Source organism: Nonomuraea dietziae (genome assembly GCF_014195505.1).
Classification (GTDB): domain Bacteria; phylum Actinomycetota; class Actinomycetes; order Streptosporangiales; family Streptosporangiaceae; genus Nonomuraea; species Nonomuraea roseola.
Map to the genome: position 1 here is coordinate 5,017,322 of NZ_JACIBV010000001.1, position 23,385 is coordinate 5,040,706.

The 23,385-nt window shown below is 67.5% G+C and carries 29 protein-coding genes and 3 tRNA genes; 15 read left to right on the forward strand and 17 right to left on the reverse strand.

Annotation, left to right across the window (positions count from 1 at the left end):
- The first annotated feature begins 360 nt into the window (after nucleotides 1–360).
- Together FHR33_RS23820 and FHR33_RS23825 are read left to right on the forward strand one after the other, a co-directional pair.
- A complete protein-coding gene (locus tag FHR33_RS23820) occupies nucleotides 361–1,950 on the forward strand; it encodes an FG-GAP-like repeat-containing protein (RefSeq protein WP_183651719.1) in 1,590 nt (529 codons plus the stop codon).
- 64 nt (nucleotides 1,951–2,014) lie between these two features.
- A complete protein-coding gene (locus FHR33_RS23825; RefSeq protein ID WP_183651721.1) occupies nucleotides 2,015–2,785 on the forward strand; it encodes an AfsR/SARP family transcriptional regulator in 771 nt (256 codons plus the stop codon).
- Between the two features lie 15 nt (nucleotides 2,786–2,800).
- Here the strand turns inward: FHR33_RS23825 and FHR33_RS23830 are convergent, their stop codons facing one another.
- The 5 genes from FHR33_RS23830 to FHR33_RS23850 all read right to left on the reverse strand — a co-directional run bounded on the left by FHR33_RS23830 (nucleotide 2,801) and on the right by FHR33_RS23850 (nucleotide 6,870).
- Entirely contained in the window at nucleotides 2,801–4,402 is a 1,602-nt protein-coding gene (locus FHR33_RS23830) for an ABC transporter ATP-binding protein (RefSeq protein ID WP_246453055.1), read from the reverse strand.
- A 253-nt stretch (nucleotides 4,403–4,655) separates the two neighbouring features.
- Entirely contained in the window at nucleotides 4,656–5,174 is a 519-nt protein-coding gene (locus FHR33_RS23835; protein WP_183651727.1) for a MauE/DoxX family redox-associated membrane protein, read from the reverse strand.
- A gap of 303 nt (nucleotides 5,175–5,477) precedes the next feature.
- On the reverse strand, nucleotides 5,478–5,972 hold the full coding sequence (locus tag FHR33_RS23840; protein ID WP_183651730.1) for a S26 family signal peptidase: 495 nt from the start codon (nucleotides 5,970–5,972) through the stop codon (nucleotides 5,478–5,480).
- Entirely contained in the window at nucleotides 5,969–6,487 is a 519-nt protein-coding gene (locus FHR33_RS23845) for a TlpA family protein disulfide reductase (protein ID WP_246453056.1), read from the reverse strand. Before FHR33_RS23845 ends, FHR33_RS23840 begins: the two co-directional genes overlap by 4 nt.
- 191 nt (nucleotides 6,488–6,678) lie before the next feature.
- Nucleotides 6,679–6,870, reverse strand: coding sequence for a hypothetical protein (locus FHR33_RS23850; RefSeq protein WP_183651736.1), 192 nt, complete (start codon nucleotides 6,868–6,870; stop codon nucleotides 6,679–6,681).
- Between the two features lie 103 nt (nucleotides 6,871–6,973).
- Between FHR33_RS23850 and FHR33_RS50505 the strand changes: the two genes are divergently transcribed.
- Nucleotides 6,974–7,096: a helix-turn-helix domain-containing protein gene (locus FHR33_RS50505; protein ID WP_183660255.1), complete on the forward strand. Its 123-nt coding sequence runs from the start codon at nucleotides 6,974–6,976 to the stop codon at nucleotides 7,094–7,096.
- Nucleotides 7,093–7,662 carry a site-specific integrase gene (locus FHR33_RS23860; protein WP_183651739.1) on the forward strand — a complete coding sequence of 190 codons (570 nt, stop codon included), beginning with the start codon at nucleotides 7,093–7,095 and terminating at the stop codon, nucleotides 7,660–7,662. Before FHR33_RS50505 ends, FHR33_RS23860 begins: the two co-directional genes overlap by 4 nt.
- Before the next feature lie 110 nt (nucleotides 7,663–7,772).
- Here the strand turns inward: FHR33_RS23860 and FHR33_RS23865 are convergent, their stop codons facing one another.
- Nucleotides 7,773–8,264, reverse strand: a complete 492-nt coding sequence (locus tag FHR33_RS23865) for a YajQ family cyclic di-GMP-binding protein (RefSeq protein ID WP_183651742.1) — start codon at nucleotides 8,262–8,264, stop codon at nucleotides 7,773–7,775.
- A 142-nt stretch (nucleotides 8,265–8,406) separates the two neighbouring features.
- Between FHR33_RS23865 and FHR33_RS23870 the strand changes: the two genes are divergently transcribed.
- Nucleotides 8,407–8,488: transfer RNA gene (locus FHR33_RS23870), tRNA-Tyr, on the forward strand.
- Nucleotides 8,489–8,988: 500 nt separating this feature from the next.
- Here FHR33_RS23870 and FHR33_RS23875 read toward each other — a convergent pair.
- The 4 genes from FHR33_RS23875 to FHR33_RS51870 are packed head-to-tail and all read right to left on the reverse strand — an operon-like array spanning nucleotide 8,989 to nucleotide 11,511.
- Nucleotides 8,989–9,435 (reverse strand): DUF6640 family protein, encoded by a 447-nt coding sequence (locus tag FHR33_RS23875; protein ID WP_183651745.1) that lies wholly within the window; start codon nucleotides 9,433–9,435, stop codon nucleotides 8,989–8,991.
- 54 nt (nucleotides 9,436–9,489) lie between these two features.
- Complete coding sequence (locus FHR33_RS23880) at nucleotides 9,490–10,593, reverse strand: FAD-dependent monooxygenase (protein ID WP_183651748.1); 1,104 nt, start codon at nucleotides 10,591–10,593, stop codon at nucleotides 9,490–9,492.
- A gap of 38 nt (nucleotides 10,594–10,631) precedes the next feature.
- Complete coding sequence (locus tag FHR33_RS23885; protein WP_183651751.1) at nucleotides 10,632–11,381, reverse strand: siderophore-interacting protein; 750 nt, start codon at nucleotides 11,379–11,381, stop codon at nucleotides 10,632–10,634.
- A 1-nt stretch (nucleotide 11,382) separates the two neighbouring features.
- Nucleotides 11,383–11,511 (reverse strand): hypothetical protein, encoded by a 129-nt coding sequence (locus tag FHR33_RS51870; RefSeq protein ID WP_281388178.1) that lies wholly within the window; start codon nucleotides 11,509–11,511, stop codon nucleotides 11,383–11,385.
- 94 nt (nucleotides 11,512–11,605) lie between these two features.
- Here FHR33_RS51870 and FHR33_RS23890 point away from each other — a divergent pair, with 94 nt between their 5' ends.
- Nucleotides 11,606–12,349: a TetR/AcrR family transcriptional regulator gene (locus tag FHR33_RS23890; RefSeq protein ID WP_183651754.1), complete on the forward strand. Its 744-nt coding sequence runs from the start codon at nucleotides 11,606–11,608 to the stop codon at nucleotides 12,347–12,349.
- A 61-nt stretch (nucleotides 12,350–12,410) separates the two neighbouring features.
- On the opposite strand, the gene FHR33_RS23895 is transcribed toward FHR33_RS23890, so the two are convergent.
- The 3 genes from FHR33_RS23895 to FHR33_RS23905 all read right to left on the reverse strand — a co-directional run bounded on the left by FHR33_RS23895 (nucleotide 12,411) and on the right by FHR33_RS23905 (nucleotide 15,439).
- Entirely contained in the window at nucleotides 12,411–12,992 is a 582-nt protein-coding gene (locus FHR33_RS23895) for a hypothetical protein (RefSeq protein WP_183651756.1), read from the reverse strand.
- Nucleotides 12,993–13,395: 403 nt separating this feature from the next.
- Entirely contained in the window at nucleotides 13,396–14,766 is a 1,371-nt protein-coding gene (locus FHR33_RS23900; RefSeq protein ID WP_183651760.1) for a phenylacetate--CoA ligase family protein, read from the reverse strand.
- Nucleotides 14,767–14,809: 43 nt separating this feature from the next.
- A complete protein-coding gene (locus FHR33_RS23905; protein ID WP_183651763.1) occupies nucleotides 14,810–15,439 on the reverse strand; it encodes a TetR/AcrR family transcriptional regulator in 630 nt (209 codons plus the stop codon).
- A 124-nt stretch (nucleotides 15,440–15,563) separates the two neighbouring features.
- On the opposite strand from FHR33_RS23905, the gene FHR33_RS23910 reads away from it, so the two are divergent.
- A complete protein-coding gene (locus FHR33_RS23910) occupies nucleotides 15,564–16,394 on the forward strand; it encodes a hypothetical protein (protein WP_183651766.1) in 831 nt (276 codons plus the stop codon).
- A gap of 56 nt (nucleotides 16,395–16,450) precedes the next feature.
- Here the strand turns inward: FHR33_RS23910 and FHR33_RS53345 are convergent, their stop codons facing one another.
- From FHR33_RS53345 to FHR33_RS23925, 3 genes are all read right to left on the reverse strand, one after another.
- Nucleotides 16,451–16,834: an imine reductase family protein gene (locus FHR33_RS53345; RefSeq protein ID WP_344841114.1), complete on the reverse strand. Its 384-nt coding sequence runs from the start codon at nucleotides 16,832–16,834 to the stop codon at nucleotides 16,451–16,453.
- Between the two features lie 165 nt (nucleotides 16,835–16,999).
- Nucleotides 17,000–17,386: a DNA-binding protein gene (locus FHR33_RS23920; protein WP_312895694.1), complete on the reverse strand. Its 387-nt coding sequence runs from the start codon at nucleotides 17,384–17,386 to the stop codon at nucleotides 17,000–17,002.
- A gap of 431 nt (nucleotides 17,387–17,817) precedes the next feature.
- The gene (locus tag FHR33_RS23925; protein ID WP_183651775.1) at nucleotides 17,818–18,474 is read right to left on the reverse strand and encodes a TetR/AcrR family transcriptional regulator C-terminal domain-containing protein; all 657 of its coding nucleotides are present in this window, start codon (nucleotides 18,472–18,474) and stop codon (nucleotides 17,818–17,820) included.
- Nucleotides 18,475–18,603: 129 nt separating this feature from the next.
- On the opposite strand from FHR33_RS23925, the gene FHR33_RS23930 reads away from it, so the two are divergent.
- Entirely contained in the window at nucleotides 18,604–19,587 is a 984-nt protein-coding gene (locus FHR33_RS23930; RefSeq protein ID WP_183651778.1) for an NAD(P)-dependent alcohol dehydrogenase, read from the forward strand.
- 17 nt (nucleotides 19,588–19,604) lie between these two features.
- Here FHR33_RS23930 and FHR33_RS23935 read toward each other — a convergent pair whose 3' ends face one another.
- The gene (locus FHR33_RS23935) at nucleotides 19,605–20,141 is read right to left on the reverse strand and encodes a GNAT family N-acetyltransferase (protein ID WP_183651781.1); all 537 of its coding nucleotides are present in this window, start codon (nucleotides 20,139–20,141) and stop codon (nucleotides 19,605–19,607) included.
- 109 nt (nucleotides 20,142–20,250) lie between these two features.
- On the opposite strand from FHR33_RS23935, the gene FHR33_RS50515 reads away from it, so the two are divergent.
- The 7 genes from FHR33_RS50515 (at nucleotide 20,251) to FHR33_RS23970 (ending at nucleotide 23,384) form a co-directional block, all read left to right on the forward strand.
- Entirely contained in the window at nucleotides 20,251–21,264 is a 1,014-nt protein-coding gene (locus FHR33_RS50515; RefSeq protein WP_312895695.1) for a lysozyme, read from the forward strand.
- 35 nt (nucleotides 21,265–21,299) lie between these two features.
- A complete protein-coding gene (locus FHR33_RS23945; protein ID WP_183660646.1) occupies nucleotides 21,300–21,743 on the forward strand; it encodes a C40 family peptidase in 444 nt (147 codons plus the stop codon).
- 146 nt (nucleotides 21,744–21,889) lie between these two features.
- Nucleotides 21,890–22,090, forward strand: a complete 201-nt coding sequence (locus FHR33_RS23950) for a transposase (protein WP_183651783.1) — start codon at nucleotides 21,890–21,892, stop codon at nucleotides 22,088–22,090.
- Nucleotides 22,091–22,139: 49 nt separating this feature from the next.
- Nucleotides 22,140–22,215, forward strand: a tRNA-Thr gene (locus FHR33_RS23955).
- Nucleotides 22,216–22,390: 175 nt separating this feature from the next.
- A tRNA-Met gene (locus FHR33_RS23960) sits at nucleotides 22,391–22,464 on the forward strand.
- Between the two features lie 69 nt (nucleotides 22,465–22,533).
- Entirely contained in the window at nucleotides 22,534–22,698 is a 165-nt protein-coding gene (gene rpmG, locus FHR33_RS23965; RefSeq protein ID WP_181616146.1) for a 50S ribosomal protein L33, read from the forward strand.
- A gap of 236 nt (nucleotides 22,699–22,934) precedes the next feature.
- Entirely contained in the window at nucleotides 22,935–23,384 is a 450-nt protein-coding gene (locus FHR33_RS23970) for a MaoC family dehydratase N-terminal domain-containing protein (protein ID WP_183651786.1), read from the forward strand.
- Nucleotide 23,385 lies beyond the last annotated feature (1 nt).

Below are 23,385 nucleotides of genomic sequence, written 5' to 3' on the forward strand. Positions count from 1 at the left end.
TCTCGGTGATGGGACGGATTCAGCGTGTCCGACCTTGATCACGCACGAGTGCGGCGAAAGGTTGCTTGACGGCGATCCAGCGATTGGATCAGGCGGGACAGATCACCGCCGACCAAGCATCACGCTGCGTGTGAGTCCGTCTGCCGGGGATCGGGGAAGCACAGCCACTGCAAGCGGACTCCCGAACAGGTCCACACCCTCGCCGAAGCCTTACCCGCCCGCTTGGCCAGCGTTCGCGTTGAGCGGAGCCTACGAGATGCTGATGGGTCAGATCCGGCAGCATCACACAGACCGCATGCTGGGCAGCTCGCGCACGGCGACATACCGCCGACATACCGCCGCCCTCTATCTTGCTCGTTCGTGACATGGACGAGAATCGGCCTTTTCGCCGCCCTGATAGCGATATCAGCGGCCATAGCCGTCCCGGGGGCCGCCACCGCACAGCAGAGCGGGCTGAGCCCGTACGACCAGCTGGTCCTCTCGCACAAACCGGCCGCCTACTGGCGGCTGTCCCACCCGTCGGCCGGCACGGAGACCGACCGCACCGGCAACGGCCACAAGGGCACCTTCCGCGGCGTCACGAGCTCGGTGCAGCTCCCCAACAGGGACGGCGCCGCCGTCTTCAACGGCACCTCGGGCTACTTCGAGGTCCCCAACGCCAACGCCTTCCACATCTCCACCACCGGGAAGTTCACCGTCGAGGCGTGGATCAGGCCCCGCACGCTGGAGTTCGCCGACGACGAGCAGGACGGCTACGTCTACTTCATGGGCAAGGGGACGAAGTCCGGCACCGGCGGCGACCGGGAGTGGGCCGGGCGCATGTACAACAAGTCCCACCCCGACCGTCCCAACCGCATCTCCGGTTATGCCTGGAACCTCGACGGCGGCTTCGGGGCCGGCGCCGCCTTCCAGCACCCGCTGACGGTCAACCAGTGGATGCATGTCGCGCTCACGTTCGACACCTCCGAGGGCACGTACGGGAAGGTGCGCATCTACAAGAACGGCTTGCCCGCCGGCTCCGACAACCTGGTCTTCCGCCCCGGCCAGGCCGACGAGGTCATCGTCAAGCCCAAGCCCGGCTCGGCTCCCGTCCGGGTGGGCACCCGGGACTTCAGGTCGTATTTCAACGGGGCGATCGGAAAGTTCGCGATCTACAATCGCGCGCTCACGGCTGCCGAACTCCGCTCGCACTACGCGGTGATGACCGGCGCGAACACGGACTTCAACGCCGACGGGGGCGGCGACATCTTCTCGGCCGCCACCGGGACGCTGACCATCTGGAACGCCGATGGCGCCAACAGGTTCGCCACCGCCGCGCCGATCGGCCCCGGGTGGGACGCCTACAGCCGGCCGATCGCGGGCGACTTCAACCGCGACGGACTCAGCGACCTGGCGGCGGTCAGGAAGATCGACCACACCCTCGTCATCTGGAACGGCAGGGGCGCCAACAACTTCACCTCCGCCCAGGACATCGGGCCGGGCTGGGAACCGTACGCGAGCACGCTGACCTCGCTCGGCGACATCAACCAGGACGGCCACGACGACATCGGGGCCACGCACAACGGCACGCTGTACGTCTGGAACGGCAAGGGCGACAACCAGTTCGGAGCCGCCCAGGCCCGCGGGCCGGGCTGGGACGCCTACAGCCGGCCGATCGGGGGTGATTTCAACGGCGACAGCATCGGCGACCTGGCGGCGGTCAGGAAGTCCGACCACACCCTCGTCATCTGGAACGGCAGGGGCGCCAACAACTTCACCTCCGCCCAGGACATCGGGCCGGGCTGGGAACCGTACGCGAGCACGCTGATGTCGCCCGGCGACATCAACCACAACGGCCGCTCCGAGCTCGCGGCCACCCGCGACGGCATCCTCTACATCTGGAACGGCAGGGGCGACAACCAGTTCGGAGAAGCCCTGTCCCGCGGGTCGGGCTGGGCGGGGCACTTCTGACATTCCATGCGGGGAGGGGAGAAGGCCTCCCCGTGACGTTCTCGAAACGCCTGGAGGCGAGTGGATGTTCTCATTGCTGGGGCCGCTACAGGTGATGGATTCCGCGCGAGAGATCCCTATTCAGGCCGCCAAGCAGAGGGCCATCCTGGCCGTGCTTCTGCTGAGACCGAATCGGGTGGTCACCTTCGACCTTCTCAAGTCGGAGCTGTGGGCAGCCGGTCCGCCGACCACGGCCAAGACGAGCCTGCAGACCTATGTCTACCGCCTCCGGCAGGCGATCGCCCCTCTCGTCACGCGAGGCGTCGAGCTTCAGACCCAGGGCTCCGGATATCTGTTGACCGTGCCGGACGGCGTCGTCGACCTCAGGACATTCGAGGATCTCACCGCCGCCGGCGCCGAAGCCTTGGCCGCGGGAGACCCCGGCGGGGCGGCCAAATGCCTGCGAGAAGCGCTCGGGATGTGGCGCGGGCCGTTGCTGGCCGATGTGGATGTCGAGCTCGTCCGCCAGGAACGCCACAGGCTGGAAGAGATCTGCCTGAACACCTATGAGATGTGCCTGGAGGCGGAGCTGCGGCTCGGTCGCGGAATCCACGTCGTCCCGGAACTGGAGCAGTTCATCGCCGCCCACCCGTTCAGGGAGACCCTGTGGATCAGGATGATGCGGGCGCTGAATTCTGGAGGCCGCCGCATGGAAGCGCTCGCCGCGTACCGGAGGCTCTACCGGATCCTCGACGAAGAACTCGGTATTCGGCCGAATGCCGAAGTGCAGCTGCTTTACCAGGACATCCTTCACGGGCACCCTGCCAGCCCGCTCCTTTCGAGCGGCCAGCGCTAGGGGGGAGCGCCCGCATCACCGGGCCGCCGTCTGCTCCGGCTCGCGGTATCCGGTGGCCTGGAGGGTGAAGAGCCGCGCATAGTGGCCGCGGGCGGCCATGAGGGCGTCGTGCGTTCCGGATTCTCCGATGGCGCCATGCTCCAGGACGACGATGAGATCGGCGTCGCGAACGGTGTTGAGCCGGTGGGAGATGAGCAGGCTCGCAACGCCGTGGCGCCGGCGTCGGGTCCGGGCATGCAGGTCGGCCTCGGCCTCCGGGTCCAGCCCGGCGGAGGGCTCGTCGAGGATCACGAGATCGCGATGGCCGCGGAACATCGCGCGGGCCAGGGCCGTGCGCTGCCACTGCCCGCCGCTGAGTACGACACCCGTCTCGGGGTCGTCCTTGTCCTCTTCGCCGAAGAACGTGCGCGTGAGCAGGGTGTCGTATCCGCGGGGAAGAGCGGAGAGCTTGTCGTGGATTCCGGCCTCGTGCGCGGCCGCACGGATCCGGCTCTCATCCTCGCGGGCGGGGACGAAGCCGATGGAGATGTTGTCGGCCGCGGACATGTCATAGGTCATGTAGTCCTGGAACACCCCGGTGATGCGGTGCCGTAGATCGTCGGGATGTACGTCACGGATGTCGACGCCATCCCACGTGATGCTTCCGTGCTGCGGGTCGTAGAACCGGCACAGGAGCTTGACCAGCGTGGACTTGCCGGCGCCATTCAGGCCGACGACGGCGACCGCCGCGGCGGCGGGGATGAACAGGTTCAGGCCACGCAGGATCCACGGGTGATCCTCGCTGTAGCGGAACCACACGTTCGTCAGCTGGATCCCGTGTTCGAGACGTGGCAGTGGCACGGGCTCGGCGGCGATGGGGAGGTCTGGTTCGGCCGAGGTCACGGCCACGTAGTGGCCGAACATGAGGAGATCCTGGTGAAGGGCGGCGATACCGGAGATCAGACCGTTGAGGGAGGCCTGGACCGCGGCCATGGCGGCGATCAGCAGGGACACGTCGCCGACGCTCAACACTCCGGAGCCTGCGGCGATGACGGCCCAGGTCAGCCCGCCGCCCGCGACCACGGCGCCCAGCAGCGTCAGCAGTCCCTCGACGGACAGTTCCTTGATGTCCATCCGGCGGCGTGCGGCGTTGGACGTGCGGAGTTCGGTCATCATGCGGCTTCGCAGGAAACGTCCGCTATTGAACAGGCGGATCTCCTTGGCCGCCGCCACCGTGGCGAGCAGGTCGCCGTAGAACATCTGGCGTCGTTCGGCCGGGCCGATGTCCCACATCATGGCGGCGCGGCGACGCGACAGCCGTAACTGTGCCACCAGCGCGGGAGCGCCGGTGGCCAGCACGATCCCGGTGAGAACCGGACTGATCATCAGGAGGGACCCGACCATCCCAGCCAGTGTGATCATCGCGCTCACCACTCCGAGGGATCCGGTGACGATCTCCTGCCCCGTCGACAGGCTGTTCTGTGCCAGCCGCAGCCGGTCGTGGAAATTGGGGTCCTCAAACCGTCGCAATCCGGCGAACCGCAGCGTCGCGGAGAACAGCTGTGCGGTGGTGTGGGCGATGAACACCCTGCCCATCTCGCTGCTGAGGTACTGCAGCAGCTGCGGCAGCGCCGCCATCAGCACGCCCGCGCCAGCCAACCCCACCGCGAGGGTGCTCAGCTCGGCTCCCGATCCCTGTCCCGTCAGGGAGTCGACCACCAGCTTGGTCAGCCACGCCACCGCGATCGGTGCGATCGCCTCGACAAGCATGATCAGGACGTAGACCGCCATCAGTCCCGGGGCCGCGCGAAGGGCGACCCCGGTGGCCGTCCTCGCCAGTCCGATCATGCGCTGACCGTAGCGGGCGACGTGGCCGAGGTCATGTTGGGCATCACGAACTCCCCGAGATTTCCATGAACAGATCGGCGATGTCGTCGAAGATGATCAAGAGGGCGGCGGCGGCCAGTCCGACCGGCACCGCCAGAGCGAGGCCGGCCACGGTCACCGGGTCGCCGGGGAACATCAGCGTCGCCCACCCCAGCGCGACGACGAGCAGCAGGAGCCCGTTGCGGATCAGATGCACCGGCCCGAGCGGTGTCGCGGACGCGCCGAAACACTGGCATGGCTCGCGCCGGCCTCCGCGAAGGGAAACGGCGATCCACAGGGAGAAAGCGATCAACAGCATCCCGCTGACGGCCAGCCCGATGGGCGGGAACACCATCATGGTGGCCGCCGCAGCGACCTCCGCAGCCGCGGTCGCCGCGGCGGCCGGCAACCGGGCCGGGCCGGGCAGCATGCCCAGGGTGGCGGCGAAGGACCTCAGTGCGGTACGGCTGCGCAGCTTCGAGAACGCGGAGACGACGAAGATCACGGCGAGCAGGACTTGGCTCGCCACCAGCACATGGGACATGTCCACAGATGTTCGCCGGGCCTGCTAGCCCGGTGCTAGCGCGCCGGTAGCACCGCTCCGCTTCTCACATACTCAGATGTAGCAGCAGTAGTTCGTGTTCCTCCACGGCCCCGCGCCGGCCTTCCAGCAGTTCCTCCTGACCTGCTTTCTGACCTTGTAGTCCATGTACTTGGTGCAGGCGTACGGACCGCAGCGGTACTCCGTGACGCAATCGTCCGCCGCAGCGCGGTGCTCCGGAACGACCAATGCGAGTAGACGGTCTCCGATGTTCGCGATGGAGCGCATCATTTGTTGGTTTCCTCTCTATGTTGCCGGTCCGATTTCTGACATGAAATTTTCTGCGGAATCGCTCTCCATTCCGCCGGTGACTCCGGCGGGGGTCAGCTTCCGTAGGGCGATGGCGCGAATGTCGGCGACGGGGAAGTAGCCGTGGTCGCGGGAGTCGAAGCTCGCGTCGGTGTTGTCGCCGATCAGGATGAGTTGCCCGTCGGGCACACGGGCATCGGATACGAGCGGTCGCACGGCTTGGGGGACGGGATCGCCGGGCAGTGCGACGATGCGCTTGATGAGGAACGGGCCGCCCATCGGCAACGGGCTGAGCACCACGGCGATCTGGCCGCGTCGCAGTGCCGACGGGGTCGCCCGGCGGGCCAGGAGCCGATCGCCCTCGGTGAGGGATGGCTCCATGCTGTAGCCGTCCACGCGGATGACCGAGTACGTACGGCGCAGCCATACGATCACCGCGATGAGAACGACGGCGGTGCACCCGGCGGCGGCTGCCTCCACGGACTGGATCATGATTCCACCAGGACCTGTGCGTCCAGGTTGGTGCCCACGACCGTGCCGTCGGCGTCGATCACGTAGACGGTCGGGTACCCCTGGACCTTGAAAGCCCTCTGCAGGTCCCCCGTCGGCGCCTCGACCACGACTCTCGCCACTTCACGCAGCCGCTCGACCTTCTCGGCGACGTCCTCCCCGGGATCGGCGACGACCACGGCGAAAGCCTGGCTTGACGACGTGCGGGCTCGTGCGATGAACCGCGGCAGCAACTCCTCACAGGGCGGGCAGCCTGGGGAGAAGAAGGCGATGAGCGCGGGGCCGCTCACGAGCTCGTGCGTGACCGGCTCGCCAGCAGTGGTCATCGCCGCGAACTCCGGCATCCTCTCGCCGACGAGAAGGCCGTCCATCATCGGCGAACCGAACTCGGACTGCGTGGCCATCTTACGAAGACGACGGATCACGCCGACCATCAGCAGCAGATTCGCCATCGACAGCAGGCCGACCACGACAACGGCCGCGGCAAGAAGCTCCATCACACACGCTCCCGTATCTCTCTTTGAACAGATCGTCGAAGACGATCAACAGGTGGCTGCCGCGATCGCCGGCCCGGCCCAGCGGGACTGCGCGTTCCACCGGCCTGCGGCCGCGTCCCGGCAGCCAAGACCGTGAGCTGCCCGGAACTCGAGGCGACCGGGCTCCTCCGATGAGCGCGAGCGCTTGCCTGTCAGGGTGTCGCGCAGACGGAACCGATGCGCACCCAGCTGTAGCAGTTCTCCACCCCGCCGGGAGAGGAGCAGCACCGCCGCCGGTACCAGCCTCCGGCGAGCGGGCACCTGTACTCGTACCGGCAGTTGGCGGCCGACGCCTGGCGTTCCCGCAGGACGTACGCCAGCGCCTTATCAATCAGATTTGTCATGCGCAGATCGTCGGAGAGACCGTTAGCGCCTGGATAGCCCGCGACTAGCGCGGAATCGGATCGTTGTGCGGATACCGTCGATGAGGTCGCGACCTTCCTCGGTATCCCGGCCGCCACCCTCTATCAGTGGCGCTGCCGCCGCATCGGCCCGCCCGGTCGCCGCATCGGCAAGCACCTGCGCTATCTCCCAGACGAGGTCCGCGACTGGGTGAGGGAGCAGCGATGACGGTCTACGACCGCTGGCACAAGTCGCGGCCCAAACCCGGCGCGGCGGTCGTCTACCTCGCCGCTGCCTGTGGTCTTCGTGGTGGTGAGATCTTCGGCCTGGAACTCGACCAGATCGACCTCGACCGCCGCGAGGTCGACATCAGTCAGCAGCTGGTCTGCGTGAATGGGCGCAAGCCGTATCTCGGTCCTCCCAAGACGAGGACCTCGGCCCGCACGATCGAGCTGCCCGATCTGGTCTGCAAGGCCCTCCGCGAGCACCTCAAGCGCTTCGCCATCGTCGAACAGGAGATCGACGACGAGACCGACCCGCGCAAGCCGCTGCGCCGTACCGCCAAGCTGCTGTTCACCACGAACCTACTGCTTCCGATGCACCGGGCGACCTGGTCGCACATCTGGTCCCCGGCGGCCCGTACGGCAGGCATCCCGCCTCGCATCGGCCTGCACTGTCTCAGGCACTACTTCGCGACCCTGCTGATCCACAAGGGCGCCTCGGTCAAGACCGTACAGCTGGCCCTCGGTCACTCCACGCCGATGGTCACGCTCAACACGTACATCGGGGAGTAGCCCGAGGCACACGAGAAGACGCGTGCCCTCGTGGACAGCGCGCTCGGCCGTGTGCCCCGGATGTGCCCTCCAGGCTCCTCCCGGCGATGCCGGCGAGGTCAGGGCCTGGGTCAGCGGTAGTTCGTGAACTGCAGGGCGATGTCGAGGTCCTTGCCCTTGAGCAGGGTGATGACGTCCTGCAGTTCGTCCTTCTTCTTGGAGCTGACCCTGAGCTCCTCGCCCTGGATCTGCGCCTTGACCCCCTTGGGGCCCTCATCCCGGATGATCTTGGAGATCTTCTTCGCGTGCTCCTGGTCGATGCCCTCCTTGAGGGCGACCAGCATGCGGTACTCCTTGCCGGACAGCCTCGGCTCGTCGGCGTCAAGGATCTTCAACGAGAGGCCGCGCTTGACCACCTTCTCCTTGAAGACGTCGAGGGCGGCGTTGGCGCGCTCCTCGCTGTTGGCCTTGATCTCGATGTTGTTCTGCCCGGACCAGCTGATCGCTGCCCCAGTGCCCTTGAAGTCGAAGCGGTGTCCGATCTCCTTGACCGTCTGGTTCAGCGCGTTGTCGACCTCCTGGCGGTCGATCTTGCTGACGATGTCAAAGCTGCTGTCGGCCATCGGTGTGAGTGTCCTCTCTTCGTCCCCTCCGACCTTAGCGACCAAGGGGGTCCGAGGTGGGGATCGGGCATGGGACAAACCGATGTCACGTGCGGCTCGAAAGTCCGCTATTCTTCTGTCTGTCGCCGCGAGCGGATGACACGGCAGGTTGCCCGAGTGGCCAATGGGAGCGGACTGTAAATCCGTCGGCTTAGCCTACCCAGGTTCGAACCCTGGACCTGCCACAGGGAATTTTCCCAGCTAAGAGCCCCTTCGGGGGCTCTTTTGCTTTCCAGGCCACGCAGCCGTAGGCCATCGTATGCAGCCTCATGACGGTGGTCGCGGGATATATGTGGGCTGATTCTGGGCGTGTTTCCCCTACTCGCAAAGGTCGGAACATCGCAGGGCCCCGGAGGCTCTCCATGACCCTTGGTAGCCGATGCGTGATCATGCGGCTACAGCGTCGGTGGGCGATCTCCTGGTGTCCGTCAAGGCACTGTGCGCAGACCCGCAGCAGGACCTCCACCCCGTGACCCGCACGCTCGGCGACGTCGGAGGCCGATACTCCCGCGTTGAGCCAGAGAGAGACCGCCGCGTGCCTCAGGTCGTACGGCCTGCGCGCCAGCGGTGAAGCGGCCTGTTCGGGGTGAAGGCCCGCATCCGGGCTTGATGCCAGACCTCGGTGAGGCCGTCGAGGCAACCACGCTCCCGGCCCGCCCCCGCCAGGGCGTGGTCGTCCTGTGGCTCACGATCGAGCCGTCGTGCTCCCGAGGTGGCGGAGGGGCGCGGCCGCCGCGCTGAGCAATGTCACCAGCAGGACGAGCGCCATGAAGACCTGCTCGTGCATGCCGAGCACGAAGACGGTCTTCTCCGAGAACTCCGGGTCGTAGGTGGCGGTGCCGGGGAACAGGAGCGCTCCGAGCATGCCGAGCCATGGGGTGGCGAGGATCGCGGCGGCGCAGAGCAGCCGCGAGTGGACGTTGCCGTCCCGTTTTGTGACGAGCACGAGGCCGATGAGGCCGAGCAGCACTGTCATCACCATGTACTGGGCGTCGTGGAACTTCGCGTGTGGTGGCCAGGCCTCGTTGAAGGCGTGCTGTGCCGCCAGATCGGGGATCACCAGGTCCGCGAGCACGGCACCGGCCGTCGTGATCACCCCGACGGCGGCGATGAGGATGCGCGGGAGAAGCACGGTGAAGCGACCTTTCCGTCATAAGGGCAAGAGGGTCGGAGTGGGCCCGCTGTACTAGGGCGTCCAGTCGTACGAGGGAGCCAGCGACCGCTCGAAGACCGATCTGGGCAGGAGGGGGAGGGCGGCGTCCCGTACGGCGGTCAGCGCGGAGGAGGTCCAATGCGCGGCCGAGCCGACCTGGCGGGAAAGGCGGACGATCATCTGCGTCCGTGGCCTGCGGGCGCGGTCGTAGGCCTCCAGCCCGGCGCGCACATCCCCGCCGTCCACCGCGGCGGCCAGCGTGACCGCGTCTTCGATCGCCTGGCAAGCCCCTTGCCCCAGGTTGGGGGTCATGGCATGGGCGGCGTCGCCGAGGAGCGCGACCTTGCCCGCGACGTAGGTGCTCAGGTCAGGCATCTCGTAGGTGTCGCGCTGGATCACGTGGTCCTCGCGGGCGGCGTGCAGCAGGGCGGGTATCGGATCGTGCCAGCGGGCGAAGCGTTCGCGCAGGTCGTCCAGGCCGCCTTGGGAGCCCTGTGGGGCGTTGGCCATGATGTAGCAGTAGACGCGGCCGTCGGGCATGGGCATGTGTCCGAACCGTTCGCCTGCGCCCCAGGTTTCGGTGCTTGCCTCGACAGGCTGGGGCGGGGCGAGGAGTCGCCAGGTGGTGTAGCCGACGTAGCGGGGTCCGCGTGCGTGCGGCCACAGTGATCGCCGGGTGATGCTGTGCACGCCGTCGGCGCCGACCACGAGATCCGCGGTGGAGACACCGCCGCTGTGGATGACGGTGCCGTCGGGCCGTACCTGATGCACCTCGGTGCCCGACCGCAGCGCCGCCGAGGGCACCGCGGTACGCAGCAGGTCGATCAGGTCGGCCCGGTGCACGGTCGCCCACTGGCCGAAGCGGCGTTTCAGGTAGTCGAGGTCGTTGCGGATCAGCCAGTGCCCGTTCCTGCGCCGGATCCCCGCAGGCGGGTCGGCCGGCCCCTTCGAGCGCAGGAGGTCGCCCAGGCCGAGCGTGTCCAGTGCGCGGAGCCCGTTGGGTTGCACCGCCAGCCCGGCGCCGACCTCGGTGAACTCGGGGGCGCGTTCGAGGACCTCGATCTCCCAGCCGCGCTGGTGCAGAGCGGCGGCCGCGGTCAGCCCGCCGATCCCGCCACCCACAATGATCGCTTTCACTGTTCGGTCTCCATCTGTGGTCATCGCGGATGCCTGCCTCAGTGCAGGCCCCGTTTGTCCGGCGTCCAGAACGGCTTGACCTTGACCGAGGCCCGCGGCCAGTTGCGCTGCCTGACCAGGAAGTCCCGCACCATCTGACAGGTCCTGGCTTCTCCGGCCACGTAGGCGGCCCCGGTGTTCCCCGGCAGGTCGAGTTCGGCCACCGCGGCGAGCAGCAGTGGGGAGGCGGCGGCCGAGGCGCCGTGGCGGTGCACCCGGCGCAGCCGGTGGGGCCCTGGCATGGGCAGGTCGCGCTCGGGGGTGTCGCTCTCCAGGACACCGTGGACGCTCGCCGCCTCTCCCAGCGCCCGGATCATGGGGCCGAAGGCGGCGCTGGCGCTCTCCTCGCCGATGAACACGTGGAAGTCCGCCTCGCGGGTGAAGAAGTCGCCTTCGGGCCACCAGAAGGTCACCGCGTCGCCCGGCCTGGCCTGGCGCGTCCATCTCAGCCCGATGCCGTCGCCCTCGTAGAGGTGCACTCGCAGTTCGAATGCCTGCTCGCGGGGGTCGAAGTCCCAGATCGTGTAGGTGCGCAGTGTCTCGGCCGGCCGCAGGATCCCCGAAACCGACAGCGGATCCTTGAGCTGGATCCTGATGTGCTGGCCGGGTGTGTAGGAGAAGGTGATGGGCCGGTCGGTCTGGAGCCGGATCCGCTGCATCGCAGGTGTGACCGGCTCGACGTGCGTGATGGTCGCGTTCATCGCGTACTTGCCGAAGACGGCGATCAGCGGGTTGCGCGTGCGCGGCATGTCAGGACTTCTCTCGCGTGCCGTACGGCTCGCGCAGGCCACGCCGTACGTGCGCGGACCTGGACAGCCGCCACCACACGGCCGTCGCGAGCGTGAGTGACGCGAGGAGGATCCACCACCGAGGTTCCACAGCGACTCCTAATGGCTCTAAATTTGCTTAGAGCTATTAAGGAAACATAGATGCCCTAGGATGTCAACGGCGTCACAGCGAGCGAAGGGGAGCCATGTCAGCGCACACCACGAGCCGGCGGGACAGGCTGCGGCAGGCCACCGTGGAGGAGATCCATGTGACCGTGCGCAGGCTGCTGGTCGCGCAGGGATCCGCCGCGGTGACGATCAACGCGGTGGCCCGGGAGATGGGCATGAGTGGTCCGGCCCTGTACCACTACTACGCCAGCCACGACGAGCTGGTCGGCGCGGTGACCGCGGGCTTCTTTCGCGAGCTGGCCGAGACGATGGAGCAGGCGCGCGACGCTCACGCCGACGCGCCGATCGGCGACCGGCTCCTGTCCGTCTGCCGCGCCATGCGCGCCTGGGCGATCGCCCACCCGGCCGAGTTCGGCTGGATCTTCGCCAGCCCGATAGCCCCGCCGAACAGGCGGCAGGACTCGGTCCGCCATCAGGCCGCGCTGCGATTCGAGCAGGTCCTGCTGGACCTGACCGTCGAGCTGTGGCAGGCGCAGCCGTTCCCGGTGCCCGACCTGGCCGGCCTGCCCGCGTCGTTGCGCGAACAACTGACCGCCTACTCGGCCACCATCGAAGGACGGCTGCCGCCCGAGGCGGCCCACGTCTTCCTGACCTGCTGGATCAGGCTGTACGGCCTGCTGTGCATGGAGGTTCTGCACCAGCTCGACTTCGCCTACACCGACCTGGAGCCGGTCTTCGAAGAATGCCTACGCGACCTGAGCGCCAAACTCTCGCTGGACTACTCCGAACCACCACTCACGGAGGGCCGGCGGCCTTCGTAGGCAATTCGGTATGCCGCCTGCAGGGGGAACGGCTCGCGAGTGACGGTCACCCCGGAGAAATTCATGAGTGGCCGAGGACAGCTTCCGCGACGCCGATGAAATACCAGTCGAGATCATCACCGGAGATCGTAGTGATCGTCCTCTTCGTCCCGCTGTCCCTGTGCTGAACCAATTCCCCGCCCTGAGGACACCAGGAGACATAGCTGTCCGCTGTCGCGGCAGCCATGCTGCATCCACGCCTGTCGCGCCGGTTGGTGACCTTTCCTGACTCCACGTCCACAGCCAGCCACTCCTGTCGTGTTTCCACCTCAATACGGCCGCTGTCGCGCCAGAATATCGCGGACACGTTCTCCGAAAGATCGATCTTACCGAGAACCTTGCCTTTCATATCCACTAGGTGAATCGCGCTGGACGCGCTCTCGTTGTCATTGCCCAGCAGAACGGCGAGGCGACTCGTGCCCGCGTCGAAGTCGATCGCCGTGACGGGGCGACCAAGGTCACCGACTACGGAGATCTTCGGATCTTCACCCGAGAAATCGACAAGCCGGAGAACCCCGCGCTCATCGACAAAAAGGGCTCGCCCTTGATCTGTCCAGGTGGCGTGAGACGCGTCGATATCCATCACCACTGTCTCGCTATTCACCAGAGCATTGACAACGGACCCCCCATCGCCGTCGCCGTTGTGACACCCGAGAAGCAACAGAGCGCGTCCTTCGCTACTGAGAACTGGTTGCGCAGATCCGGAATCCACGCCGCAGTCATTCAACTCCAGCCGGGTGGATCCATCACTGGACAACAAGTAGGTTCCGCGGTCCCGTACGAGAGACTCATCCTGTACGGCGAGCAGCCATTGGTGGTCACCGGGTTCCGTGAATCCACATGAGCCGGACGCCCCGATGAGTACGGCCAGGAATACTGCAGTCCACCGGTTCAGCGTGGCGGGCTTTCGAGTGTTGCGCACAGTCGCACGCCCTTTGTCGGAGAGTCACGGGACGCCTTCCTTCGAGCATCAGTCGCGGCACCCCAGATGCGGAGGTGCTCCGTCGTCACGGCTTGACCAGAGGGATGATCCTTCGGTACTTGCCGCCGGGTGACTGCTGCGGCGGTTCGTCGGCGCGTTCGAGGGTGATGTTCCCGGCCTGGCGCTCGGCGAGCAAGTGGGTGATCTTGTCGCTCACGATCTGCCACAAGCCGTCGATGTCGGCGCCGGCTGCGGGCAGCAGGCGCATGCGCAGGGTGGTGGGCGCGGTCTGGACGAGCTGGAACTGCTCGATGCCCGGAACGTTCAGTGCGGCGCCGAAGGCCATGGGTGAGATGTTGACGTGCTCGCCGCGACCGGTGGGGAAGGTGAGCAGGTCGGCCACGCGGCCACGCACCCGGATGGCGGGAAGCGGGCTGCCGCAGGGACAGGGGTCGGGTCGGACCAGGACGCTGTCGCCGAGGTCGTAGCGCAGGATCGGCTGGACCCGGTTGGCGAGGTTGCTGATCAGAACGGTGTGCGAGTCCTGACCTGGCGGAACAGGCCGGTGATCGGCGTCGACCGGCTCCAGGACGGCCCAGTCGCTGTTGACGTGGTACCAGCCGTGCGCGCAGCCGGAGCTGAGGAAGCCGCACTCGGTGGAGGCGTAGGAGGCGCGGACCTTGGCCTGGAAAGCGGTGGTGATCCGCTCCCTGACCTCCGGGGTCAACGTCTCACCTCCGGGGATGACGACCGCCGGGCGGATGCGCAGACGGCCCGCTTCCTGCTCGCCTGCCAGCAGCGTGAGCATGCCCACGAAGCCGGCGAGACTGGCGGGATCGAACCGGTTGAGCTCGTCGACCAGCTCCGCCATCGGCTGGTTGATCGAGAAGACCCGCATCATCCGGCCGAGCCACGGCCTGTCCACGCCGAACCTGGCCGCCCCCGCGACGGTGGCGAAATGGCCGCCTGGTGCGGTGACTATGGCGGTACGGCCGGCGCGGGCCAGGGTCCTGAGGACATCGCGGGCCGCCATCCCACCGCCGGCGCGCAACCCGACGGCGGTGCCCACGGCCAGGTTCCTGTCGTCCAGCACGAAGAGGCCGCGCAGGCCGCTGGTGCCCGTGCTCGTGGCCACCAGGTACCGGTCCTGGAAGCGATGCCCCACGAGGCTCGGGTCGGCCACGAACGCCTCGACCCGCTCGAGCGTCACCTGGCGGTCGGTGACCCAGTCGTCGAAGCGGGCCGTCAGCGTCTTCTTGTCGGTGACAGGGAGCGCCTCCGGGTCGTCCACCCGCTCCGGCAGGTTCCGGTACAGCTCTCGGTAGTAGGGCGAGTGGGCGCGGGCGTAGGCCACCATCTCGGCCAGGCGGGCACGCTGCCGCCGATCGATCCCCGGGTGGCCTTCGCGCAGGGCGCGTCGTGCGTCGAGGGCGAGCGATCGGACGTTTTCCTTCATGAAAGGCTGATCCTTTCTGCTGCGAGCAGGACCTTCAGGCGGTTCATGGGCTCTCTGTGGGCCGCCGCACCGAGAGCAGGCCGCTCATGGCGATGTCGAGGCCGCGCCTGGACGCCTCCCACAGCTCGTCCTGCGACCGGCCGAGCCGGACGCTGGCCAGGCCGGCCTGCTGGATGGCGCCCATCAGGGATCCGGTCATCGCGGCCGCGGTGATCGGGTCCAGCTGGTCGGGGAACGCTTTCAGGAGCTCGTCGGCGATCCGCTGTTGCAGGTCCAACAGCAGGTACAGCCCTTTCGCCTGAAGCGTCGGCGTGCTCATGACCAGCCGGAGCGCCGCCGACAGCTCCTCAGGCTCCCTGCGGGGGACCTTGGGACGGCGGTGGGCGGCGTACTGCTGGACCATCCTCGCCAGCACCTCACCAGGGCTCTCGTGCGGCCCACGTTCCGCGATCGCCGCGAGCAGCACGTCGAAGTCCCGATCCATGCCGACCCACAGCACCTCGTCCTTGCCGCGGAAGTAGTTGGAGAACGTCTTGGGGTCGACATCCGCCGCGGCGGCGATCTGCGCCATCGTGGTCTGCTCGTACCCCTGCTCCTCGAACAGCCGGATGGCCGCCATGACGATCCGCTGCCGGGTCAGCTGCTTCTTTCGTTCGCGTCGCGACTCCTGCATGGCCCAAATGTACGCCTACAAGAAATTTCCCGGCAACCGGAAAAATACCTCCGAACGGAATCGGCGTAGGCACGACGCTGATGGGCACCACAGCCAAGACGAGAACCCCCGAACTGGATGACTCATGTCCGAGGCGCTCCCCCGCCCCGCCACGCTCACCGATCTCTTCGTCGACGACCCGATGGCCGCGCCGCTGACCTACCCCGGCCGTCTCCCCCGCACTTCGGGCCTCCTCCAGGACGACAGCTTCGTCCCACTGGCGGAGGTCGCGGGCGCGCCCGCCGAGGACTGGCACGCCCACGTCGGAGGCCAGGCCGTACGGCTCGGCGACCATCTGGAGGCGCTCGGCGCGGCGCCCATGTCGGCGCGTCACGCCGTCCTGGCGGTCGGCTCCAACGCGGCCCCGAGCCAGCTCTACCGCAAGTTCTTCGACGGCGCCCTGCGACCGGTCGTCCCCCTGACGCAGGCGACGGTGCAGGGCATCGCTGCCGGGGTGTCCGCCCACATCAACCGCCATGGCTACGTGCCCGCCGCGCCCATCGCCGCGCCCGGTCCGTCGCGGCTGTTCGTGCTGTGGGTGGACCAGGCCCAGCTGGTGGCGCTGGACGTGACGGAGCCCAACTACTACCGGCGCCTCCTGCCCACCGAGCGGCACCCGGTCACGCCGGCGTCCGGTGTGGCACTTCCCACCTGCTGGGTGTACGTGAGCAGGCACGGGTGCCTCACAGACAGGACGGGCGAGGCCATGCGGCTCGAAGCCCAACCGCGGCTGATCGCCCGCCTGCTCTCCCGCTCGGCGGAGCTGCGCACGCTGTGCGGGCCCACGCCTGAGACCTTCGTGGCGCGGGTCAGGGAGCCTCTGGTGCGCGAGGCCGCCTGTCACCTGTTCCGGAGCCTGGGCCTGGCCCGCGAGCAACCTGAACTGCTGGGCCTGCCCACCCGTACCGCCTGCTGAGCGGCTCCCTCAACCGCAAGACTCCGCCGGGCAGCGCGCCGACGAACGACAGAGGCTCAGCGCCTCTTGAGGATCTCGAACACGGCCATGTAGTTGTCGCCTCCGTGACCCTCCGCGATCCCCCGCTCGGCGATCTCCTTCATCAGCCGCGGCTGGCCGGAGTGAACGCCCTGCTCCACGCTGGTGTGGGCGATGTGCTCGAGCGCGTTAAGGTTCATCTCCGTGGTGCCGAGAGCACCGGGGTAGTTTCGGTCGTCCGGCGCGGGCGCCTGCGCGGCGAGGGTCTGACCCACCACGGTGGGTATGAAGCAGCCGAGGGCGAGGTCGGCGAAGTCGACCGCCGAGACGCCCGCCGAGCCGACGAGCGCGGCGGCGTGCAGAAAGCCGTTGACGGTTAGGCCACCGAGCCCTTGGAGCCCGCCGACCCTGCGGCGTGTCAGCCGGTGGCCGGCTAGTGCTGTGGCCGCATAGGTTCACCGTGTTGGTCGTCATTGATTGAGTTCCCTGCAGATCACCTCCAAGGTGTGGAGCGTTGGCATCCGCTCGGGCGCCGCAGCCCCAGATCCCCGGCCTCTGGCTGGCGAGCAGTCCGGGGCGGACCCTTCCTATTCCGGGCCCTCCTCATCGGGTGCGGCGCGGCTGGCCAGTCGTTCGTATCGCTGTCTGGCTGCTTGCGGAGTGCCAAGCCCGAGACCGAAGGCGATCTCTTGCCAAGTCATGCCGCGGCCACGTGCCATCTCGAGGAGCCCGGTTTCCAGTGCGTCCATCTCCCCGCGAACCAGTGGGACGAGGCTCAACGCAGCGGTGATGTCGGCGTGGTCCACCTCCGGCTCAGTGTCGTCGAGCTGTGCGGCCCCACTGAGCAGGAACGACACGAGCCTGACGGCTTCGTGCGGCCCGATGACCGAGGCATGAACCTGTCGGTGGCGTTGTTCGTCGGTTGTCGCGTGTCGCTCGGCGATGCGAAGCAGGGACGCGTAGACGCGGTGCACTCGCGCCTGCTCCGGATGTGGGGGCGTGAACGGGTCAGTGTGCTGTGCAGGAGTCGACGACATAAGAAGAGGATGAGGCAGCTCATCGACCGTTGTCAACCAATCGTTTTAAACGATCCGTTCAATCACTTGGATGCCCTCTGATGCTGAGACCGCATAGGTTTGCCGGGTTGAATCAAGCTGCGGTTTCGAGTGGGCGTCCGCCCCAGCGGTTTGCGGATGCCGTTATTCGACCGTCCAGGTCAAGCTGCATGCTCGTACTCCCTGAGGATGCCGCCAAGCCGATCATGTCGGCGGATGCCCAGGCGGCGATCTCGTCGGGGATGGTGCGCGGCTTAGGTAGCAGCCGGAGGGGAGCTACCTAGTGTCATGCGCCTGAAATTCGGCGGATAAGTTCTTGTCCCTGGCATATGGAAATTCAGGCCATGACACTAGGTGGCCTGCGACTGCGCGGCCAGGAGGCGTTCGAGGCTGTCGAGGATGAGGTCGAGGCCGAACGTGAAGGCGTGCACGCCGTCGTAGTGACCTTCCATGACGTACAGGGCCATCTCCGTGAGGTACGGGTACCGGCCAGGGGGCAGTTGCGGCAGGTAGGTGCCGGCCTTCTCGGGATACTGCTGCGGCTCGAAAGGGAAGGTCAGCTTCTGCAGCGTGAACCCGTAGACGTGGCTGTCCATGGCGTTCCACGCGTGGTCGGCCAGTTCGATCGAGAAGCCCGCCTGCCGCAGGGTGCCGACGGTGGAGTCGACGTAGCGCAGCATCGCCGGCCCGACGTTCGGACGCGACATGAGCAGCCGGCACGCCCAGGGGTGCCGTAGCAGCACCTCGTGCGCCGAGATCCCCCGCCGGCGCATGGACTGCTTCCAGTCGTCCCCCGGGGACGGCAGGGCGATCTCGCCGACGACGAGGTCGACGATCCCGTCCAGGATCGCGTCCTTGTTGGCCACATGTTTGTACAGCGACATCGCCTCGACGCCGAGCTCCTGGCCGAGCCCGCGCATGGTCAGCCCGTCGGTGCCGCCGGAGTCGGCGAGTTCGAGGGCTGCGCGCAGTACCCGCTCGGTGCTCAGCGGTTCACGTGCGGCCATCCGGCCACCTCGGCGTGTTGACATGTCGGCCATGGCTGTCTAGCTTACGTGGTAAGCCCGGCTTACACCGTAAGCCTACGAGGAAAGCGGCCCGGCATGCCTGCTCCTGCCACAACCACACGCGAGCCGATGAAGGCCGTCGTCCATCACGCGTACGGCTCACCCGACGCGCTCGACCTCAGGGAGATCGACAAGCCGGTCCCCGCCGCCGACGAGGTGCTCATCAAGGTGCACGCGGTGGGGCTGAACGCCGCCGACAGCTTCCTGCTGCGCGGCGAGCCGTACGCCATCCGCCCCATGGCGGGCGGCCTGCGCCGGCCGAGGGCGAACCACGTCCTCGGCAGGGCCGTGGCCGGGCTGGTCGAGGCGGTCGGCGAGAAGGTGACAGGCGTGCGGGTGGGCGACGCGGTGTACGCCGAGTGCCCTGGCGCGCTCGCCGCCTACGTCCGGGCCGCCGAGCGGCTCGTCGCCCCGATGCCCGCCACCCTGACGTTCGAGCAGGCCGCCGCGATCCCGGTGGCCGCGACCGCCGCCCTGCAGGGCCTTCGCGATCGGGGACAGGTCCGGCCGGGGCAGCGCGTGCTGATCAACGGCGCCTCGAGCGGCGTCGGCACCTTCGCCGTCCAGATCGCCGCGTCACTGGGCGCACACGTCACCGCGGTCTGCGGCGGGAGAAACGCCGACCTGGTCGGCTCGATCGGCGCCGACCACGTCATCGACTACACCAAGGAGGACTTCACCAGGGCGGGCCTGCGGTACGACGTCATCTTCGACCTCATCGGCAACCACCCCGTCTCGGCGCTGCGCCGGACGCTGAGCCCCACGGGAACCCTGGTGCTGTCCTCGGGAGGCGGCGGCCGGTGGCTGGGGCCGGCCAGGCGCATCGCCGTCTCGCTCCTGATCAGCCCGTTCGTACGGCAGCGGCTGCGCCCGTTCGCCGCGAAGGAGGACAGGGCCGACCTGCTCGCCCTGAACGACCTCGTCGAATCGGGAGCCGTCACGCCGGTCATCCAGCACGTCTACCCATTCGACGAGGCGCTCGAAGCCATCCGCCAGATCGACGGCGGCCACACCACCGGCAAGATCGTCGTCAGCCTCCTACCGTCACCCTGAACTGGTGCGGCAGGGTCTCAGGCGAGTCGGGAGTAGACGTACATGTCGCGTCGTTCACCACCCACCTCCTGCCAGCTCCGCAGCAGGCCCTCCAGCGTGAAGCCGGCGCGCTCCGCCGTCCGTGACGAGGCGGTGTTCCACGGCTCGACGTGCAGTTCCACGCGCGGGATCCGCAGCCGCGTCAGCCCCCACGACGACAGCGCCAGCAGCGCGGCCGCCGCGGCGCCCTGCCCGCGGCCCGACGGCGCCACCCAGTACCCCACCGAGGCCCGCCCGTGGACGCCCGGCCACAGGCCGATCTGCCCGACCGCGCGTCCGACGGCGAGATCCTCGATCACGAAGGAGTAGCCGATCCCCTCCGCCGCCCTCTCCCACTGCCGCCGGACGAACGCGGCGCCCTCGGCCTCGGTGTAGTCCGACGGCACGCTGGTGACCAGCGGGATGTACGCGTCCGTCGACGCCTCCCTCACCGCGTCGAGGTCGTCCAGCGTCCAGGGGCGGAGCCGGTGTTTCGGGCCTGCCTGGAGCTCGGGAACGACGAGCGGTGCGTCCATGCGATCATCCTGCCAGGTCCCTGGCCTGCTGTTCCGATCAAGGCACTTGCGGGCTTCTGCCGTACTCCGGGAGGATCTTCCCCACTTGTCACCCCCCGGAAGGACACCCGTGAGACGCCTGTCCCTGGTGGCCATGATCGCTGTGGCCGGCCTGATGATTCCCGCGAGCGCCCAGGCGGCGGACGGCGTGGCAGGGGTCGACGTGAGCAACTGGACGGGCGACATCGACTGGGCCAAGGTCCGCGACGCCGGAGGCAGATTCGCCTTCGTGCAGGCCACCGAGGGCGTCGACTACCGCAACGCGCGTTTTGACGCCCAGTACGGCGGAGCCGCCGCCGTGGGTCTCATCAGGAGCGCCTACCACTTCGCCCAGCCGCACGAGACGGACGGCGCCGCCCAGGCCGACTACTTCGTCGACAACGGCGGCGCGTGGATCTCCGACGGCCAGACGCTGCCCGGCGTGCTGGACGTCGAGGACAACCCGTACAAGGACAAGAACGGCAAGAACACCTGCTACGACCTGTCCCCCGAGGACATGGTCACCTGGATCCGCGACTTCACCACCCGTTACCACCAGCGCACCAAGCGTCCCGCGATCATCTACACCACGACGAGTTGGTGGAAGACGTGCACGGGCGATTCGACCAAGTTCGGGAAGAATCCGCTCTGGCTTGCCCGCTGGGGCGCCGAACCGGGCGAACTGCCTTCAGGATGGAAGAAGCACACGTTCTGGCAGTCGGCTGACAAGGGCCCCATCGTCGGCGGCCAGGACTCCTTCAACGGAACCGAGTCGCAGCTCAAGAGCCTGGCCAATCCCCCTGCGGAAGTGACGGTCTCGGGCGCGGCCAAAAGCAGGAAGCTCTACACGATCACGCTGAAGAACACCGGCCCTCACGCGGTCACCGACGTCAGGCTCGCCGGACGCACGTTCGGCGGCCAGAAGGTGGTCAAGGCGGGTCCCGGCTGCTCGTTCAGCGGTACGGCGGTGCGATGCGTCATTCCCAAGGTCAACCCCGGACACTCGATCAGGGTCACGATCGCGACCAAGCCCTCGAAGGCGAGGGGCACGGTCGGGATCAACGTCACGGTCGGCTCCGTCAAGGTCTCGCTCAAGGCGCGCTGACCCTCTTAGTCCTGCTGCTGGCGGTGCCGTCGTCGATGCCGCTCCGCCAGCTCACCATGCCCCGGATCGTGGTCCTGGCCTACGAGTACCAGGGCATCCCCTACTCGTGGGGCGGCGGGCACAAGGAGCGCCCAGGGCCGTCGACTGGAACGTGCCAGGGGTACTCGGGCAAGATCAAACCGTGCCCTGCCAGGCGGACGCGCGGCCTCGACTGCTCGGGGCTGACCCGGCTCGTCTACGCGCGCGCCCACGGCTACGACGTGCTCGGCCCCGGCAACACCGACGACCACCTGCGCAGGATGCGCAAGGTCACCGACCCCCGCCCCGGCGACCTGGTCTTCTTCGGCAAGCGCAGAACCCACCACGTCGGTATCTACCTCGGCGACGGCAAGATGATGAACGCCCCCGAGACGGGCGCGGTCGTCCGCGTGGACGACATCGCGGGGCGCAAGCACCTCAGGGGTTACTACCGCCTGTGAGGACGGCGGAGCAGCCGCGTGTCGCCCGGCCTGCGGGGCGGAGGCCCGCTACGTTGGCTTTGCCTCGGCATGCAACCCAGTTGGTATGGCTGTAACGCGTGTCAACCAACGGAAAATGAGAGACCTGAGGTCTACTCTGTGCCGCTATGGACAGGCGGTGGGTTGGGCCGGAGGGTCTCGAGATCGTCCCGGCGGTGCGCGCGGGGCAGCAGGTCCTTCGCATTCGCAGGCACGGATGGATCGTGGCCGACTGCTTCTCGGTGGAGGCGGTGGCGATGCACGTCGATCTCGCGGAGCTGTGCGAGGTGGTCGATTTCATGGCTCGGACGAGTTCGCATCATCGCTGAGTGCCGTGTATGGTTACACCTGTCCGCAGCGCAGACGCAAAGCGGACAGGCCCCTATAGCTCAGTCGGCAGAGCGTCTCCATGGTAAGGAGAAGGTCAACGGTTCGATTCCGTTTGGGGGCTCCACAGCCAACGCCCGCTCCGGTCTCGGGGTCGGGCGTTTCTTGTATGGATTTCAGGTCAGGATGGTTCCTGAGGCATACTGGGGGGCACCTCACTCGATCGGGCGAAGTTCTGGCGTGTTCGTGACTAGTCCGCGGGTCGGGTATCCTTCATTGGCCGGGAGTTTCGACCGGCATAAGGCGGAGTAGCTCAGTCAGGCAGAGCAAACGGCTCATAATCGTTGTGTCGCCGGTTCAAGTCCGGCCTCCGCTACTACCCAAACCCGAGTCATCGCTCGGGTACGGGTGTGTCCCAGTCCCAAACGTAGAAAGGCACTCCCACGTGGCTGCCACCGACGTTAGGCCGAAGATCACGCTGGCCTGCCAGGAGTGCAAGCACCGCAACTACATCACGCGGAAGAACCGGCGCAACGACCCGGATCGGCTTGAGCTGAAGAAGTACTGCCCCAACTGCCGCACCCACCAGGCACACCGCGAGACCCGCTAAGGCGCACCGCGAGACCCGCCAAGGTCCGCGCTGCCAGGCGCAAGAGGCTCGCAAGGCCCGCTGCGGCGGCTGAGGTGGTCCCGGGTAGCCTAGCCCGGCACTCCTGACGCATAACCGAACAAACGGCGTCCTCACTCGAGGGCGCCGTTTGTCGTCTCCAGGCCGCGACAGCCCGAATGTTGTTCTGTTACCGTCGGCTCAACAGCCCCAGAACGCAGCTAAGGAGCAGGGCACTGATGGCCTTGAACCGTGATTTCGTGGGACGGACCTACAAGTCCACCACCTCGTACGAGGTCAGCCGGGTGAAGATCAAAGAGTTCGCCGCGGCTATCGGTGACAACAACCCGATCTACCGCGACAGGCAGGCCGCCCAGGCCGCCGGGCATCCCGACGTGGTCGCCCCGCCGACCTTCCCCATCGTGTTCAGCCTGCAGAGCGGCGGCGAGGCGCTGGCCGACCCCGAGCTCGGCCTGAACTACGCCATGGTGGTCCACGGCGAGCAGCGGTTCGAGTACGTCCGCCCCATCTACCCTGGCGACGAGCTGGTCACCTCCTCAACCATCACCGAGATCCGCAGCGCCGGCCGTAACGAGCTCATGACGATCAGGAGCGACGTCACGACCGTGGCGGGCGAGCCGGTGTGCACCACCTACAACACGATCGTCGAGCGCGGAGGGGCGGGCTGAG